Annotated in this window: 21 protein-coding genes; 19 read left to right on the forward strand and 2 right to left on the reverse strand. The window is 67.3% G+C overall.

Annotated features, from left to right (window positions below):
* Positions 1 to 4: 4 nt before the first annotated feature.
* Positions 5 to 1,162, forward strand: coding sequence for a GNAT family N-acetyltransferase (locus METFAM1_RS0105340; RefSeq protein ID WP_019918567.1), 1,158 nt, complete (start codon positions 5 to 7; stop codon positions 1,160 to 1,162).
* On the opposite strand, the gene ppa is transcribed toward METFAM1_RS0105340, so the two are convergent.
* Both ppa and dmeF read right to left on the reverse strand, forming a co-directional pair.
* Entirely contained in the window at positions 1,156 to 1,704 is a 549-nt protein-coding gene (gene ppa / locus METFAM1_RS0105345) for an inorganic diphosphatase (protein WP_019918568.1), read from the reverse strand. The two genes, METFAM1_RS0105340 and ppa, sit on opposite strands and share 7 nt — an antisense overlap.
* A 27-nt stretch (positions 1,705 to 1,731) precedes the next feature.
* Positions 1,732 to 2,733 (reverse strand): CDF family Co(II)/Ni(II) efflux transporter DmeF, encoded by a 1,002-nt coding sequence (gene dmeF / locus METFAM1_RS0105350; protein WP_019918569.1) that lies wholly within the window; start codon positions 2,731 to 2,733, stop codon positions 1,732 to 1,734.
* A 130-nt stretch (positions 2,734 to 2,863) separates the two neighbouring features.
* On the opposite strand from dmeF, the gene hemP reads away from it, so the two are divergent.
* From hemP to METFAM1_RS0105440, 18 genes are all read left to right on the forward strand, one after another.
* A complete protein-coding gene (hemP, locus tag METFAM1_RS20800) occupies positions 2,864 to 3,049 on the forward strand; it encodes a hemin uptake protein HemP (protein WP_157256670.1) in 186 nt (61 codons plus the stop codon).
* 4 nt (positions 3,050 to 3,053) lie between these two features.
* A complete protein-coding gene (locus METFAM1_RS0105360) occupies positions 3,054 to 3,269 on the forward strand; it encodes a (2Fe-2S)-binding protein (protein WP_019918571.1) in 216 nt (71 codons plus the stop codon).
* A gap of 95 nt (positions 3,270 to 3,364) precedes the next feature.
* Positions 3,365 to 3,844, forward strand: a complete 480-nt coding sequence (gene bfr / locus METFAM1_RS0105365) for a bacterioferritin (RefSeq protein WP_019918572.1) — start codon at positions 3,365 to 3,367, stop codon at positions 3,842 to 3,844.
* Positions 3,845 to 3,930: 86 nt separating this feature from the next.
* Positions 3,931 to 4,125 (forward strand): hypothetical protein, encoded by a 195-nt coding sequence (locus METFAM1_RS0105370; protein WP_019918573.1) that lies wholly within the window; start codon positions 3,931 to 3,933, stop codon positions 4,123 to 4,125.
* A gap of 63 nt (positions 4,126 to 4,188) precedes the next feature.
* A complete protein-coding gene (locus METFAM1_RS0105375) occupies positions 4,189 to 4,992 on the forward strand; it encodes an energy transducer TonB (protein ID WP_019918574.1) in 804 nt (267 codons plus the stop codon).
* A gap of 76 nt (positions 4,993 to 5,068) precedes the next feature.
* A complete protein-coding gene (locus METFAM1_RS0105380; protein WP_019918575.1) occupies positions 5,069 to 5,839 on the forward strand; it encodes a MotA/TolQ/ExbB proton channel family protein in 771 nt (256 codons plus the stop codon).
* Between the two features lie 14 nt (positions 5,840 to 5,853).
* On the forward strand, positions 5,854 to 6,273 hold the full coding sequence (locus tag METFAM1_RS0105385) for an ExbD/TolR family protein (RefSeq protein WP_019918576.1): 420 nt from the start codon (positions 5,854 to 5,856) through the stop codon (positions 6,271 to 6,273).
* Positions 6,274 to 6,521: 248 nt separating this feature from the next.
* The gene (locus METFAM1_RS0105390) at positions 6,522 to 6,767 is read left to right on the forward strand and encodes a hypothetical protein (protein WP_019918577.1); all 246 of its coding nucleotides are present in this window, start codon (positions 6,522 to 6,524) and stop codon (positions 6,765 to 6,767) included.
* A 21-nt stretch (positions 6,768 to 6,788) separates the two neighbouring features.
* A complete protein-coding gene (rpsD, locus tag METFAM1_RS0105395) occupies positions 6,789 to 7,403 on the forward strand; it encodes a 30S ribosomal protein S4 (protein WP_019918578.1) in 615 nt (204 codons plus the stop codon).
* A 200-nt stretch (positions 7,404 to 7,603) separates the two neighbouring features.
* Complete coding sequence (locus tag METFAM1_RS0105400) at positions 7,604 to 8,356, forward strand: PEP-CTERM sorting domain-containing protein (RefSeq protein ID WP_019918579.1); 753 nt, start codon at positions 7,604 to 7,606, stop codon at positions 8,354 to 8,356.
* 78 nt (positions 8,357 to 8,434) lie between these two features.
* Positions 8,435 to 10,750, forward strand: coding sequence for a TonB-dependent receptor domain-containing protein (locus METFAM1_RS0105405; protein ID WP_024300490.1), 2,316 nt, complete (start codon positions 8,435 to 8,437; stop codon positions 10,748 to 10,750).
* A 428-nt stretch (positions 10,751 to 11,178) separates the two neighbouring features.
* A complete protein-coding gene (locus tag METFAM1_RS0105410) occupies positions 11,179 to 11,541 on the forward strand; it encodes a DUF779 domain-containing protein (protein WP_232419654.1) in 363 nt (120 codons plus the stop codon).
* A 198-nt stretch (positions 11,542 to 11,739) separates the two neighbouring features.
* Entirely contained in the window at positions 11,740 to 11,931 is a 192-nt protein-coding gene (locus METFAM1_RS0105415; protein ID WP_019918582.1) for a hypothetical protein, read from the forward strand.
* Between the two features lie 122 nt (positions 11,932 to 12,053).
* A complete protein-coding gene (locus METFAM1_RS0105420) occupies positions 12,054 to 12,701 on the forward strand; it encodes a PEP-CTERM sorting domain-containing protein (protein ID WP_019918583.1) in 648 nt (215 codons plus the stop codon).
* A 15-nt stretch (positions 12,702 to 12,716) separates the two neighbouring features.
* On the forward strand, positions 12,717 to 13,778 hold the full coding sequence (locus tag METFAM1_RS0105425; RefSeq protein WP_019918584.1) for a hemin-degrading factor: 1,062 nt from the start codon (positions 12,717 to 12,719) through the stop codon (positions 13,776 to 13,778).
* Positions 13,775 to 14,623, forward strand: coding sequence for a heme/hemin ABC transporter substrate-binding protein (locus tag METFAM1_RS0105430; protein WP_019918585.1), 849 nt, complete (start codon positions 13,775 to 13,777; stop codon positions 14,621 to 14,623). The genes METFAM1_RS0105425 and METFAM1_RS0105430 overlap by 4 nt, the downstream gene beginning before the upstream one ends.
* Positions 14,620 to 15,669 (forward strand): FecCD family ABC transporter permease, encoded by a 1,050-nt coding sequence (locus METFAM1_RS0105435; protein ID WP_019918586.1) that lies wholly within the window; start codon positions 14,620 to 14,622, stop codon positions 15,667 to 15,669. Before METFAM1_RS0105430 ends, METFAM1_RS0105435 begins: the two co-directional genes overlap by 4 nt.
* A gap of 1 nt (position 15,670) precedes the next feature.
* Positions 15,671 to 16,456 carry a heme ABC transporter ATP-binding protein gene (locus tag METFAM1_RS0105440; RefSeq protein ID WP_019918587.1) on the forward strand — a complete coding sequence of 262 codons (786 nt, stop codon included), beginning with the start codon at positions 15,671 to 15,673 and terminating at the stop codon, positions 16,454 to 16,456.
* Positions 16,457 to 16,523 lie beyond the last annotated feature (67 nt).

Consider the following 16,523-nt stretch of genomic DNA (forward strand, 5'->3'; position numbering starts at 1 on the left):
CGGCATGAAGCGCGACAGCCTGCGCGTCGAGCGGCATGCGTCGATGGCGGCCATCGACGCTGCGCAGTGGGACGCGCTGACCAGCGGTCACGCGACGCTTTCGCACGCGCTGCTCGACGCCTTCGAGACGTCCGGCTGCGTGTCGCCTGAGAGCGGCTGGCAGCCTGATCATCTCGCGCTGTACGACGGCGAGCGCCTGGTCGCCGCCCTGCCCGGCTATCTGAAGTCGCACAGCTACGGCGAATACGTGTTCGACTGGGCTTGGGCGGAGGCGCTGGAACGCAGCGGACGCGCGTACTACCCCAAGCTGCTGTGCGCCGTGCCCTTCACCCCGGTGCCCGGCCCGCGTCTGCTGGCGAGTGACGACGCGGCGCGCGCCGTGCTGCTCGACGCCTGGCTCACGCACGCGCGCTCGCTCGGCGTGTCGTCTGCGCACCTGCTGTTTCCGGACGCCGCCGCCCTGGCCGCGATCGACAACTCGGCCCTGATGCTGCGCGAATCGGTGCAGTTCCACTGGCATAACGCCGGGTATCGGAGCCATGAAGAATTCCTCGCCACGCTGAGTGCCGACAAGCGCAAGAAGATCCGCCAGGAGCGGCGACGCGTGCGCGACGCCGGCGTAACGCTGCGGCGTATCGACGGCGCCGACATCAGCGACGCGGAACTGGCCCTGTTCGTCGCCTGTTACTGCAACACCTACCGCGTGCGCGGCCAGCGCCCCTATCTGAATGCACGCTTTTTCGAACTGCTGCGCGAACGCACACCACAATCACTGATGCTGGTGATCGCTTCGCGTGACGGGCAGGACGTCGCCTGTGCGCTGAACCTGCGCGACGACAGGCGGCTGTATGGGCGCTACTGGGGGGAGATGGAATACATACCCTGCCTGCATTTCGAAGCCTGTTATCACCAAGGCATCGAATACGCGATCGAGCGAAGCCTGCAGGCTTTCGAGGGGGGTGCCCAGGGCGAGCACAAGATGGCGCGCGGTTTCACGCCGGTACGCACCTGGTCGGCACACTGGCTGCGCGACGAGGACTTTTCCGATGCGGTGGCGCGCTACCTCGAACGGGAGCGCGCCGGCATCGCACTGCACATCAACGAACTTGAGGAACGCACGCCCTACCGCACAGGCGGCGGGGCGACGGACAGCACTCAGTAGTTCGGCTTTTCTTCGGCCTGCTGGTAACGCTCGACGCCCGCCATGATTTCCTTCTTGGCGTCTTCGATGTCGCCCCAGCCCTGCACCTTGACGAACTTGCCCGGCTCGAGATCCTTGTAGTGCTCGAAGAAGTGCGAAATCTGGTCCAGCAGGATCTGCGGCAGGTCGCGCGGGCTCTGCACCGAGCGGTACATCGGGGTGAGCTTGTCCACCGGCACGGCCAGCAGCTTCGCATCCTCACCGGCCTCATCGACCATCTTCAGCATGCCGATCGGGCGGCAGCGCACGACCACGCCCGGCGGCAGCGCGAACTGCGACATCACCAGCACATCGACCGGGTCACCGTCGCCGGCGATGGTGTGCGGGATGTAGCCGTAGTTGCACGGGTAGTGCATGGCGGTCGACATGAAGCGATCGACGAAGACGGCGCCCGACTCCTTGTCCACTTCGTACTTGACCGGGTCCGAATGCATCGGGATTTCGATCACAACGTTGAAATCGTTGGGCAGATCCTTGCCCGACGGAACTCGTTCCAGACCCATGTCTCGCTCCTTGTGAAAAGCCCGCGATTATAGCGATTGTTGCGCCGCACCAGAAGCGTCGTCGATCACCCTCAGGTCAAGCGTCACGTGCGCCAGCGTCTTCTCGCCGGCAAGACGCGCGCGCAGCACCTCGGGGTCAAGCCGCGGCGACGCCGCCACGGTAAGCGCCAGCGCGTGACGTCCGGGCGCCAGCAGCCACAGGTGGACGTCCAGCGGCCGACCGCCCCAGTCATCGACATGACCGAGCACGGCGTCGAACACGCTGCCTTCGACCTGGCGGTCCAGCAGCACGGTGGCACTGTCGCGCGCCAGATGCCAGGCCCAGCGCAGGATGAGCAGTCCACCCAGCGCCGCAACCAGCGGATCCAGCCAGTCCATGCCGGCCCACTTGCCTGCCACCAGCGCGGCGATCGCCGCGATCGAGGTGAGCGCATCGGCCAGCACGTGCAGATAGGCGGCGCGAAGATTGTGGTCGTCGTGCCCGCCCTGATGATGGGCGTGGTGGTCAGCGTGATCGTGACTGTGAGCATGGCCATGGTGCGCATGCCCGCCCTTGTCGTGCAGCAGCCAGGCGCTGATCAGGTTGACCGCCAGACCGACCAGTGCCACCAGCAGCGCTTCGTCGTAGTGGATCGCGTGCGGCGCGCGCAGCCGCGCCACCGACTCGACGATCATGAACAGCGCCGCCCCCGCCAGCAGCAGACTGGACGAGTAGCCGGCAAGGTAGGACACCTTGCCCGGTCCGAAGCTGTAACGGGCGCTGCCGCGGTGCGCGCGCATATAGGTGTAGGCGAATGCACTGATCGCCATCGCCGCCACATGGGTCCCCATGTGCCAGCCGTCGGCCAGCAACGCCATCGAGCCCGACAGGTAGCCAGTAACGATCTCGGCAACCATGGCCAGGGCGCTCAGCCAAAGCACACGGCTGACCGCCTGTTCGGCATGGTCCGGATGGGGAATGAAGTCCGGGTGATGAACCGGGCAGAACGGTGCGTCGGCCGGCGTGTGATCGGGGGCGTTTCTGTCCATTCCGCGATTGTAGGGGCGGGCGTCACCGATCGTTGCACTTCGAGGTGCGGGAAGCGCGCATGCCGCGCTTGACACCGCCTCTCGCTTCTGTACTAATACGAACCATTCTCATTTCTATGCCCATTGGCGAATGACTCAATCCGCTCCCCCGTCGCAGGCTCCGCAACCGGCACCGCAGAGCGCCGCTGCTCCGACGCCGCCTGCGCTCGATTCGAGCCAGTTGCTGGGCGGACGCAAACAGGTCGCGATCAATCACGGCGGCGAGCTCTACTCGCTGCGGCTGACGCGCAACGGAAAACTCATCCTGACCAAATAGAGCCATGTACATCTGCTTGTGCGAACCGGTGACCGACCGGGACATCAAGGCCGCAGTGCATACCGGATGCCGCACCGTGCGTGACGTCGCCGGCCAGCTGGGCTGCTGCCGCGACTGCGGGCGTTGCGTGCGCGCCGCCAAGGAAGTGATTGACGCCGCTCGCGCCGAACTGCAGCCGATCCGTATTCACCGGGCACACGCAGAAGCCGCCGCGGCCTAATACCTCGCATAAACAGGTCGCCGCACTCGCCTTGCGACGGCCTAGAATTCGGTCTGGCGTCACCGTTGTGGCACCGCCTGACCAGGAGAAGTCTCATGAAAGGCGACAAGAAGGTTCTGCAGTACCTGAACAAGCAGCTGGTCAACGAACTGACCGCGATCAACCAATACTTCCTGCATGCGCGCATGTACCGGAACTGGGGCCTGACCAAGCTCGGCGACCACGAGTATCACGAGTCGATCGAGGAAATGAAGCATGCGGACATGCTGATCGAACGCATCCTGCTGCTGGAAGGCCTGCCCAATCTGCAGGATCTGCACAAGTTGCTGATCGGCGAGAACGTGCCGGAAATGCTCGGCGCCGATCTGAAGATCGAACAGCAGTCGCACGCGACGCTGAAGGACGCGATCTCCTGTAGCGAAAGCGCAGGCGATTACGTTTCGCGCGACCTGTTCCGCAAGATCCTCGCCGACACCGAGGAACACATCGACTGGCTGGAAACCCAGCTGGACCTGATAGACAAGATGGGGCTGCAGAACTACACGCAGTCCGCAATGGGAGAACTCGGCAGCTGACGCACGCGGCGGTTTCCCTGCGGAACTGCCATGCCGGCCCGTCCGCGACGGGTCGGTTCCTCCCGGGCGCAGTCCGTACAATCGCCATGAACAGCCGCCACGCCGAACCCGCAACGCCGCGCACACCGTTGCTGCGCAGCGCACTGTCGGCACTGCTCAGTGTTGCCGCGCTGTGGCTGCTGACCGCCTTCCCGGCAACCCGACTGTTCGATCAGCTCACGGCCGCCCCCGCAGCATCCGCCCAGCCCGCGCCTCCGCGGGCCGGCACACCGCATTCCTGAACTCACAGAACGCCGACGATCGATGCACGACTTCACGACCCACCCCTCCGTCGGAGCGGCCCGATGAGCAGCGCCGCATTCGTTCCATCCGAAGCCTCCTTCGTGCAGTCCCCGGGTGGCACGCTGGCACGCCCCGCCAGTCGCGTCCTCCGTCGCGAGGCGGTCTCAGGCACGCCGTCAGCCGGTCTGCCGCTGCGTGGCATGTCGCTCGCCGGCGCGGTGCTGCTGCACGCCGCCGCGCTGATGTGGATCGCGCACAACCCGACGGTGCTGGAGGCGCCGCCGATGATCATGCAGGCCACGCTGATCGCCCCTGAACCGCTGCCGATGGCGCCGCCGGAACCGCCGAAGGAGGAGAAACGGGTCGAGCCAGAGCCGCCCAAGCCGGTGGTGAAACCGGTCAAACCGGTGCGCAAGGAACAGCCGCTGCCGCAGATCGCGGCGGCCGCCGACGCGCCGACAACCGCCACCGTTGCACCGCAACCGCCGGCGCCGCCGGAACCGGTCGCGATAGACGCGCCGCCGGTCGCAGAGCCCTCGCCCGCGCCGGTCACCGCGGCACCGGTGGTCGCGCCGCCGCCGGTCACCCCGCCGAAATTCAACGTGGCCTATCTGCAGAACCCGCGCCCGGCCTATCCGGCGATGTCCAAGCGCCTCGGCGAAGCCGGTCGCGTGATGCTGCGCGTGATGGTCGACGTGAATGGTCTGCCGACCAATGTCGAGGTGCGCAAGTCCAGCGGTTTCCCGCGTCTGGACGAAGCGGCGCTCGAGGCGGTGCGCAAGTGGAAGTTCGTTCCCGCCCGGCGCGGCGAAGAACCGGTTGCCGGCCTGGCCGACATACCGATCGACTTCGGTCTCAACTCGTGATTTGTTCCCGTCCGCGTCAGGCGTACACTGCGCGGCGGCCAACTTTTGCATCAGGCTTCCATCAGGAGAAATTTGAATGAATGAGTCCCTCGGCTTTGCGCACTTTCTGTCGAATGCAGACGGTGTCGCAACCACCATCCTCGTGCTGATGGTGCTGGCCTCCATCGGCACCTGGTTCCTCATCGTGCTCAAGGGCATCGTGGCCTTCCGCCAGCGACGCGCCAGCGGCACCTTCCTCGACCGCTTCTGGAACGCCTCGTCGCTGGAAGACGTGGCGCGCGACATGCGTTCGCACGGCGTGACCGACCCGTTCTCCCACCTCGTGCACGAAGGTTTCAGCGCGGTCGAAACCCTGCGCAGCGGCAATGCCGGTACGCGTGGCCTGATCGCCACCGGCAGCGCCGACGAATTCCTGACCCGCGCGCTGAAGCGCTCGATCGAACGCGATCGCAGCCGCATGGAGTACGGCCAGACCTTCCTCGCCTCGGTCGCCTCCAGCGCGCCCTTCATCGGTCTGCTCGGCACCGTGTGGGGCATCTACCACGCACTGCTGGCCATCGGCATGTCGGGTCAGGGCACGCTGGACAAGGTGGCGGGCCCGGTCGGCGAGGCGCTGATCATGACCGCCATCGGTCTGGCGACCGCCATCCCGGCAGCACTTGCGTTCAACTTCTTCGCCCGCTCGACGCGCAACGTGATGGCCGAATTGAACAGCTTCGCGCACGACGTGTTCGTCATGCTGTCGACCGGCGTCAAGGACAGCGGCTCGAACGATCCGAAGGCCACCGGTGACCGCGTGCTGTCGCTGGTCGAACGCGGCCGCGAGGCCGCGCGCAACACGCACTGATCGGGAGCCCGGACATGGCCTTTGCAAGTTTCGAGCAGGACGACGACGGACCGATGGCGGAAATCAACATGATTCCGCTGATCGACGTGATGCTGGTGTTGCTCATCATCTTCATGGTGACCGCACCGCTGCTGACGCACGCGGTCAAGGTCGACCTGCCCAAGGAATCGACCAGCGCCAACACGCTGCCGCCGGAAAACATCCAGATCGCCATCGGCCCCGACGAGCAGCTCTACTGGGCCGGCGAGAAGATCGACACCGATACGCTGAAGGCCAAGCTGCAGGAGGCCGCCGCGAAGGACAAGAACGCCGAGATCCAGCTGCGCGCCGACCAGAACGTGCCCTACCGTTCGGTGGCGCACGTGATGAGCGAGGCGGCCCGCCTCGGCCTCACCCGCATCGGTTTCGTCACCGATCCGTCCGCGGCGAAGTAGAACAGCACCGTCCGCACGACAAAACGGCCACCCCGCGGGGTGGCCGTTTTTCTTTGTATCTGTCCGCGGACGACGCTTGACAGCCCTCTGCACCGATGATGTAATGCGAATCGTTCTCATCACAAAAGAGAACGCGCGCCAGCCACCGTCTGCACAGCAGGTCCCCGCAGACACCCGCCAGCTTCCCCGACAGCACCCGCGGCACCCGCGCCAAGAAGCCCAGGCGCCGCCCAGACGGAGGATGCACCATGACCCCGGAACACCAGCACGCCGGCGAAGCCAGCCCGAGCACGCTCGCCGCCGCCACGCTGTTCGTGATGACCCGCTTCGCCGAACGGCCCTGCCCGGAGGTGGCGCAGATGGTGATCCGCCACCTCGAAGTGGTGGCTGACGACGAACGTGCCGACCCGCTGATGCGCGAGGTCTGTGGCGCCCTGATCAACCGCTGGACGCTGCACACGGTCGGTGACCTGGCCGTGCGTGCCGCGCACTGAAACCCCTGCCCCGGAGCATCCATGTCCCGCTACACCGGCCCCCGCCTGCGCGTGCTGCGCGCACTCGGCACCGACCTCCCCGGCCTCACCCGCAAGACGGCCGAAAACCGCACTGCGCCGCCGGGCCAGCACGGCAACCGCCCGAACCGCCGCAAGTCGGAATTCGGCGCCCAGCTGATGGAAAAGCAGAAGCTGCGCTACAACTACGGCCTGACCGAAACCCAGTTGCGCGCCGTGTTCAAGGAAGCCGAGCGCTCCAAGCTGCCGACCGGCGAAAAGCTGGTCGAACTGCTGGAACGCCGCCTCGACAACATCGTGTTCCGCGGCGGTCTGGCGCCGACCATTCCGGCCGCTCGCCAGCTGGTCCGTCACCGTCACGTGCTGCTCAACGGCAGGCGCGTGAACATCCCGTCGATCCGTGTGCGCGTCGGCGACACCATCACGCTGACCGACAAGGGCCGCAAGGTGCAGAGCGTGGTCGATGCACTGCAGACGCCGGCGCTGGAACGTGCCGAATGGATCGCCTTCGACGAATCGGCGCTGAGCCTGCGTCTGGCCCACCTGCCGCCGGGTGACGCCACGCCTTTCGCGTTCGAAGCACAGAAGGTGGTCGAGTTCTACGCCCTGCGCGTCTGACGCGCGGATTCCCTGCCGGCCTTCGGGCCGGCCCAACTGCCAGCCAGCCGGCGGTCGCGGCCAGCCAGTCATGCAAAGCACGGAGCATTCATGACCTGCCCGCATAGCCCCCGGCGCCCCTCTTGCGATGTGGCGTCCTGTACGCGAGGCCTGTTTTCAGGCCGCGCACCCCATCGTCCGTTCATCGAGAGAGGTCACCCATGATCCACCATCGCCTGCGTCCGTTCGCGACGCCGCTGCTCGCGGCCGCCTGCTTCGCACTCGCCGGTTCCGCCTACGCGAACACCACCCACAGCGCCTTCGACGACATCGAAGCTTCGGTCGCCACAGACGGTTTCAACAACCTGACCGCCGCCCGCATCACCGCCACGCAACTGGCGGCTGGCATCGCGTCGAACAGCGAAACCGAAGGCGGCGCCATCCTCCGGCGTACGTCCGGCGGCGCCTACCCGGCCTCCTCCGGCCTGTACCAGTTCGCCGGCAACGGCTCGACCTTCGAAATGGCGGTCAGCGACGCGGTCGACGGCCTGACCAGCATCGTGTTCCAGACCTATATCAACGTGAGCACCGGCAGCAACGGCATCTACGGCGTGCTGGCGGAGAACAACCTGCCGCGCCTCAGCTTCAACGGCGGCGAGCAGTTCCTGCTCTCCAGCTCGCAGGCGAGCGAGAACCTGGGCTACACCGATTTCTTCACCGGTGAATTCGTCGCCTCCGACCCGAACAACCCCAACCACCTCACCTTCACCTGGAACCTGGCCAGCCTCGGCGTCACGGTGCCGGTAGACAGCTTCCGCATCACCTTCGCCACCGACAACCACGCACAGTCGCTCGCCTTCCAGGTCGACCAACTGGTGGCCGCACCGGTGCCGGAACCGCAGACCGCCGCGCTGCTGCTCGGTGGCATGGCGGTGATCACGCTGGTCGCCCGCCGGCGCACGCGTCAGCACTGAGTCCGTTTCGCTGCATGCGGGCGGTGCCCTCGCGGGTGCCGCCCGCTTGCGTTCGCCCATCCAGACTGTCACGACATCTTGAAACATCGAATTCCCCTGCGTCCGCGGCTGCTGCTGGCGCTGATGTGGCCGCTCGCGTGCGCCGCGCAGGACGATGCGCTGTCCGAGGAGGACGTCGTCACGCTGCCGGAAGTCGAGGTGCGCGACTCGCGCGAGGCCATCCGTCCGCCCGCGGTCGAACTGACTCCCGATCGGCCGGTCACGACGATAGGACCCGAGGCGATCGAGCGCCGCCAGGCCGGCACGATATTCGACCTGCTGAAGGACGTGCCGGGTGTCGCAGTCGACGGCGGCCCACGCGCCAGCGGCATGAAATTCAATCTGCGCGGCTTCTCCGACAACGAAGACGTGCTGTTCAAGATCGACGGCGCGGTCAAGGGCTTCGAGAAGTACCGCTTCGGCAGCGGCGTGTTCATCGAACCCGAACTGCTGAAGGCCATCGAGATCGAGCGCGGGCCATCGCTGAAGTCCGGTTCCGGCGCGCTCGGCGGCACCATCTCGGCCACCACCAAATCCGCCGCCGACTACCTGCGACCGGGAGAACGCTTCGGCAGCCAGATCAAGTACGGCTACAACGCGAACAGCAGCGAACGGCTGCGCATGGTGACGGTGTACGGTCGGCCGAACGGCTATCTCGATCTGGTCGTGTCGATCGCCCGGCGCGACTCCGACGACATTCGCCTGCCCGACCGCAGCCGGCTCGACCTGACTGCCGTCCATTCGGAAAGCCGCTTCGCCAAGGCCACCTTCTACGCCAGCGATGACCTGACGCTGGAACTGAGCCAGACCCACTACACCGGCGGCCCCGAGCGCGCGCCCTATGACGCGACCGCAGGCAGTGCGGGCCAGTTCGGCGTGGTCGAACGCAGCATCGAGGACACCACCACCAATCTGCGCGTGAATTACGCGCCAGCCGACTCGTGGATCGCGCTGCGCGGCACCCTCGCCTACGAAACGACCGACCTGGACGACGTACACCGCATTACGCAGAGCCGCATCTGCGTATCGCCATCGACCGCCTTTCCGGCGGCTTTCCGCATCGACCGCTGCGACGACGCGTGGCGATACTCGATCTGGACCGCCGAAGTGTTCAATGACACGCGTTATGCAATCGGCGAACTGCAGGGCGTACTCAGCGTGGGCTACCAAGGCATACGCAACAGCCGCGACATTTCGCGCGTCACCTCGCGCGCGCTGACCAACCAGCAGGTCTACCCGAACGGCTTCAACGAGGCGCAACCGCCGGGCGACAAGGTGTCGGATGCACTGATCGTCGAGAACGCCTTCACGCTCGGCGCCTTCACCTTTACGCCGGGCGCGCGGCTCGACCGCTATCACGTCAGCGCCGAGGGTCAGACGCGCACCAACATGATTGCCGCCGGACAGTCGCCGGACATCCGTTTCGTCAAGCTGTCGCCAGCTGCGGCACTCACCTGGCGCATCCCGCGCAGCGACTGGTCGGCCACCGTGCGCTACCACGAAGCGTTCCGCCCGCCGCTGGTCGATGAGTACTTCGCACGCGGCAGTTTCGCCAGTCGCTGTGCAAAAAGCGCCGGCTGGGCCTTGCCCGGCAACCCGGTGCTCTACCCTGAACCGCTGTACGACCCCTCTGGCTACGGTCAGACCTACGATCCTGCACTCGACCTCGCCCCCGACAACGAAATCTGCGGCGCGCTGTACCGGCCACAGGAATCGTCGAACCACGAACTGACGCTGGCCTGGATGCCGCAGCCGGCCTCACCGCGCGACGGCCGCTGGCAGGCGCGGGTCACCTACTACGACATCCACACCCGCCATCTGCTCACGTCCTTGAGCAATATCGGCGGCGAAATCGGCCAGCCAGGCAAGGAGCGGCGCAAGGGCACCGAACTCGAAATCAGTTACGACGGACTGCACGCCTTCTCGTCACTGTCCTGGTCGCAGATCGACGGCCGCATCACCAACGCGGTCGCCGGTACCGACTACGCGCTCTATGGCGTGCCGGGCGACACGCTCAGCATCAGTGCCGGCGTGCGCGGTTTCGACGGGCGGGTCGAAGCCGGCGTGCGCATGCGCGACATCGCTGACCGCCGGGCAGCCACCGGCACCGTTGCCACCGTCTGTTCGCGCCCCGGCACGCTGGTCGTGCCCGGCGTCGGTACCATCGGCACGCAGTACGGCGTACGCCTGTACGACCTGTTCGCCAGCTGGCAGATGACGCGTGACACACAACTGCGCTTCAATCTCGACAACCTCACTAACGAAACCTACTGTCTGCAGGATGGCTTCGCCGGCGCGGTGGGCATACAGGCGCCGGGTCGGACGGCCAAGCTGTCAGTGACGATGAGGTTCTGAACAATATTTCATATGTTGAGAACGGTGCGGTACTGCAAGAATGCGCTCCTGTACTGGATTTCCGCGCCCAATCAATGACATGCAAATGAAACATGCGTTGCACGCATGAACACCGTCATGCACCGTAACTGGACACATCACTGCGTTTGAATGCACGCCCTGCGGGAAAAAACCATTCCTAATCATGCTCCAACGCCGTTCACCGCACTTGGCTCGGCTCTTGCTGGAACGGCCTGTTTTCGCGACGCCCCGGCGAGGGGCGCCCCGCCCATCCTGTCTTTCCGCACAGGAGTTACGCCCGATGTCTGCCAGCATGGCCGCTCTACAGCTGTCGAAGACTGCGCGCCGGCACGCCCCGCCCGGAACGCGGCGCTGCATGCCGACGCGCAGCAGCGGACGGGCCACCACTCCCATTGAATGACCGCACCATGCCACACCCATCCGACCCCTACTGCCTCGGCCTCATGCCCGACCCGTCCGAACTTCCCGCGCTGGCGGCCAGCGTCGATGCCGTCATGCTTATCATCCGGCTGTCAGCACGCTACGGGCCGCTGATGTTCCTGCACGATGCGAGCGGTGACGTGCTGCAGCCGCGCTGCCGCCCGGTTGGCTCGCTGCCGGTCGACGATCATGACGTCAAGCTGGGCGAGGTGGCGGGCTGCGAGTACTGGATCGCACCGTCGGCACTCGATCAACTCGGCACAGGCGCCCTGCTGCTCGACGTGCTGGAAGATCGCGGTGACGCCACCGGGCTGGCCAGCCGCTTCGTTCTGCGCAAGGTCGGCAACTGATCTGCACCGGGGCGGCGCAATGCCGCCCCTCTCCTCACTGGCGGCCGACTCCAGGCCCCTCGCGTTCATCTCCCTCCCTCTCGCCTGCAAACGACGCGTTGCTGCGCAGCGCTTTCGTCATGCCTGAGGCTTGACACCATACTGCGAATCATTATCATTTAAAGAAATCGACCGTCCGCGGCCAGACCGCAAGCATCCATGTCCGCCTCCGGCAACGAACCGACCGAAGCATTGAAGGTGCGCCTGTCCGCCCTGCTGGACGACCTGATCCGGCACGACGGCTTTGGCTCGCTGAGCGTCGAGGTCCGCCTGCTCAAGCGCGGGCAGAAGGAAGTCATCATCGACTGCGGCAAGCAGTATCGCTACGTCATCGATTTCGCGCCCGGCTGAGGCCGGCGCGACGCAGCACACTCCGGCGGCGCGGGGCCGCGGAGCAGGTTTTCAAATCACAGAAACTGCCTGATCGATCGCCTTCGCGGGGAAGGGATGGATGGCTCAGAACGAGGTCCATCATGTCTTTCCGCCTTCTGCTGTCCGCTGGCGCCCTCTGCGCCCTGTCCTCCACCGCCGCCTTCGCCACCAGCGCCAGCTGGGATACCCCGCTCGCCGGTCATGACGGCAACGGCAGTTCCGCCGCCACGCCGTGGGCCAGCGGCAGCGTCTATGCCGAGTGGAACGTGTTCGACAGCTTCACCACCGACGCCACGCCCGACATCGCCGGCAGCGGCAGCGTGAGCCAGCTCAACCCGGGCGCCGGCAGCTTCCTGACCGGCAGCGGAAATCTTTACAGCGCCGCCGGCGCAGCGTCCTTCCTGGTGGATCTCGACGTCGCGCAGAGCGGTACCTGGAATGTGTGGCTGCGCATTGCGACCCAGGGCACTGCGGCCGACACCGTCGCCACGCTCAATGGCATCGCCGCGAACAAGGTGGTCAGTTACAGCGCCGCGCTCGGCGGCTTCGGTGGCAGCGAAGAAGAGGCCTACTGGAGCTGGACGGTCACCGATCCGCTGTCGCTGCAGTTCAGCTTCACCAGCTCGGAAGCCCACCTCAGCCTCGACCAGCTCGCGGTACTTGCGCAGCCGGTGCCGGAACCGACGACCTGGATGTCGCTGGCTGCCGGTCTGGGCCTGCTCGGCGCCCTGTCGCGTCGTCGCGCCTGATACCGGGAGACCGCAATGACTCCGCACACCGATCCCGAGAGCCTCTATCACACCTTCCACGCGCTGAAGGCGGAGCGCCGCCTGCGCAATCGCGATGCCGCCGCAGCCCTCGGCATCAGCGAGGGCGAGGCGATTGCCAGCGGCGTCGGCCGCGACGCCGTGCGCCTGAGCGCACCCTTCGACACGCTGTTCCGCCGCATGCCCGAACTGGGCGAGGTCATGGCGCTGACGCGCAACGAAGCCGCCGTCCATGAAAAGACCGGCTGCTTCGAGCAGATGTCCGGCGACGCCAAGGTCGGTCTGGCGCTGGGCAGCGCCATCGACCTGCGCATCTTCTACGGTCGCTGGGCATACGGCTATGCAGTGACCGAACAGGGTCCGAAGGGTGAGTCGCGCAGCCTGCAGTTCTATGACGCGCACGGCGATGCCGTGCACAAGGTGTTCTCGCGCGCCGGCACCGATCTCGCGGCCTGGGACCGGCTGGTCGCCGAGTTTGGCGCCGCCGACCAGGGCGCCGGCGAAAAGGTCGCACCGCGCAGCGCGCCCGCCGACGACGAGACGCCACTCGACGCCATCGACGCCGTCGCCTTCCGCCGCGACTGGCTGGGCATGCAGGACACGCACGACTTCTTCCCGCTGCTGCGCCGGCACAAGGTATCGCGCCGCCAGGCCATGCAGATCGCGCCCGAGGGTCACGCCAACCGGATCGACAACGGACTGACGCGTTCGCTGCTCGAAGTGGCGGCCGCCGATGGGGTATCGGTCATGTGCTTCGTCGGCAACCCGGGCATGATCCAGATCCACACCGGCCCGGTGCACCGGATCGAAGTGATGGGCCCCTGGCTCAATGTGCTCGACCCTGGCTTCAATCTGCACCTGCGGCAGGATCTGGTCGACCAGACCTGGATCGTGCGCAAGCCGACCGCTGACGGCGTCGTCACCTCGGTCGAGCTGCTCGACGCAGCCGGCGAGACCATCGCGCTGTTCTTCGGCGAGCGCAAACCGGGCAAGCCGGAGCGCGAGGACTGGCGTGCGCTGGTGGCCCAGCTCGGCACCGCCGACAGCCTGGCGGCATGAAGCGGCCACTGCTCCGCGGCGCGCTGGCCGCGCTGCTGTTCGCCGCCGGTGCAGCCGTCGCCGCACCGGCGCAGCGGCTGGTCACGGTGGGCGGCGCGGTGACCGAAATCGTCCACGCGCTGGGCGCGGCCGACCGCATCGTCGCCACCGACACCACCAGCACCTGGCCGGCCTCCGCGCAGGCACTGCCCAAGGTGGGTTACCAGCGTGCGCTGGCGGCCGAAGGCGTGCTGTCGATGCGGCCCACCCACCTGATCGCCACCGCCGATGCCGGCCCGCCGGTCGCGCTGACGCAGCTGCGCGGTGCTGGCGTGCAGGTGATCCAGCTGCCGCCGGACCACAGCGCGGCCCAGGTCGGCAACGCCATCCGCATGGTAGCGGGCGCGCTGGCGATGGACGACGCCGGTCGCGCGCTGGCCGAGCGTTTCGATCGCGACTGGAAGGAGGCTCAACGCGAGGTCGGCGCCCTGCCCGGCCGGCCGCGCGCGCTGTTCATCCTCGACCACGGCGGCAGCAGTCCGATGGTGGCGGGCGACGACACGGCGGCCGACGCGATGCTGGGCTATGCCGGCGCCGTGAACGTCATGGCCGGGCGCTTTCGCGGTTACCGGCCGCTGACACTTGAAGCGGCGCTGGCGGCCGCACCCGACGTCATCGTGACAACCGACGAGGCCATTGCCGCCGCTGGTGGCGCCAAGGCCTTCCTCGCCCGCCCGGGTCTGTCGGCGCTGCCGGCCGCGCGGGCGAACCGGCTGGTCAGCCTCGACGCACTGCGCATGCTGGGCTTCAGCCCGCGTCTGCCGCAGGCGGTGAGCGAGCTGGCGCGGCGGATGCGCGCGCCGTGAACACGCGCGCACTCACGCTGTCAGCAGGCGCACCTGCTTCGCTGGCACTGCCGGCGCTCGCGCTGGCGCTGTTCTGTGTCGTCGTGCTCGCACTGGGCAGCGGCGCAGTCAGTCTGTCACCAACGGCGGTGCTCGGCGCGCTGTTCGGTGCCGACGTCGGCAGCGAAGCCGAACTGGTGGTGCGCACGCTGCGCCTGCCGCGCGTGCTGCTCGGCGTGATCGCCGGCGCTGGTCTGGGTATCGCCGGAGCAGCGATGCAGGGCCTGATGCGCAATCCGCTGGCCGACCCGGGACTGGTCGGCGTCAGCAGCGGCGCAGCACTCGCGGCCGCCTGTGTCGTCGTGCTCGGCGAACGGGCAATGAGCGCGGGCGGCTGGCTGGCCAGTTCGGCACTGCCGCTGGCCGCCTTCGCTGGCGCCGCACTGACCACCGCCGTCGTCTATGCGGCATCGCGCCGCAATGGCCGCAGTTCGGTCACGCTGATGCTGCTGTCGGGCATCGCCATCAATGCGCTGGCGATGTCCGGCATTGGTCTGCTCATGTTCATGGGCAGCGACGCGCAGGTGCGGCAGTTCACCTTCTGGACCCTGGGCAGCCTCGCCGGCGCGACTTGGCCCAGCGTGGTCGCGGCGTCTCTGGCGGTCGCTCTGGCGCTGGGCGCGCTGTTGCGTCAGGCCGGTCCACTCGACGCGCTGTCGCTGGGCGAGTCGCAGGCGGCACACCTCGGTGTGGCCACCGCGCGCCTGAACCGCAGCTGCGTGCTGCTGATCGCGCTGGCGGTCGGCGCCACCACGGCGCTGACCGGCACGTTGGGCTTCATCGGGCTGATCGCCCCTCACCTCGCTCGTCGGCTGGTCGGTCCAGCACATGCCCGACTGCTGCCGGCCAGCGCGCTGACCGGCGCCGCGCTGGTCGTGCTGGCCGACAGCGCAGCCCGTACCTGGGTAGCACCGGCCGAACTGCCGATAGGCGTGCTGACGGCACTGTTCGGCGCCCCCTTCTTCATCGCCCTGCTGCGCCGCCGCGCGGCACACGAAAGCACCTGACATGCTCGCCGCCCGCAACCTGACCGTCCGCGCCGGCCGTCGCGTGCTGCTTGACGACCTGACCCTGGCGCTCAAGCCAGGCGAACTGCTGGCACTGGTCGGCCCGAACGGCGCCGGCAAAACCACGCTGCTGCGCGCGCTGGCCGGCGACATCGACGTCGCACGCGGCGGCGTGCTGTGTGCCGGCGCCGTGTTGCAGGACATCCCGCCGCTCGCGCTGGCGAAGGTGCGGGCCGTGCACGCCCAGCACCAGCGCACTGACCTGGAGTACACCGCCGCCCAGGTGGTCGAGCTCGGCCGCTTCCCGCACCACCGCGGCCACCCGGGCGCGGAAGACCGGCAGATCGCCCGTGCCGCCATGGCGTTGACCGGCGTCGATGGCATGGCGGCACGCATCTGCGCCACGCTGTCCGGCGGCGAGCAGGCGCGCGTGCACCTTGCGCGCGCGCTGGCGCAGATCTGGGCGGCACCCGAAGGCGCGCACGCGCTGCTGCTCGACGAGCCGGTGGCTGCACTCGACATCGCCTGGCAGCACCGCACGCTGGCCTGCGCACGCGAATTCGCCCAGCGTCGAGGCTGTGCGGTGCTGGCCATCGTGCATGACCTGAATCTGGCCGCGCGCTACGCCGACCGCATGGTGCTGCTGGCCGACGGCCGCATCCGCGCCGACGCCGCACCCGCCGCCGTCCTGGCCTCACCCGAACTGGCACAGGCCTTCGGCTTGCGTTGCCGCTTGCTGCATGACGCGCACGATGGCGGGACCGTGCTGATCGCCGAGCCGGCTTGATCGGTAAAAAAGCGTAGAGAGGGGTTCAGGAGACCATCGGCACGCCGTAAACCCGGATGCTCGCGCA

Origin of the sequence: Methyloversatilis discipulorum (genome assembly GCF_000527135.1) — a bacterium.
Taxonomy (GTDB): domain Bacteria; phylum Pseudomonadota; class Gammaproteobacteria; order Burkholderiales; family Rhodocyclaceae; genus Methyloversatilis; species Methyloversatilis discipulorum.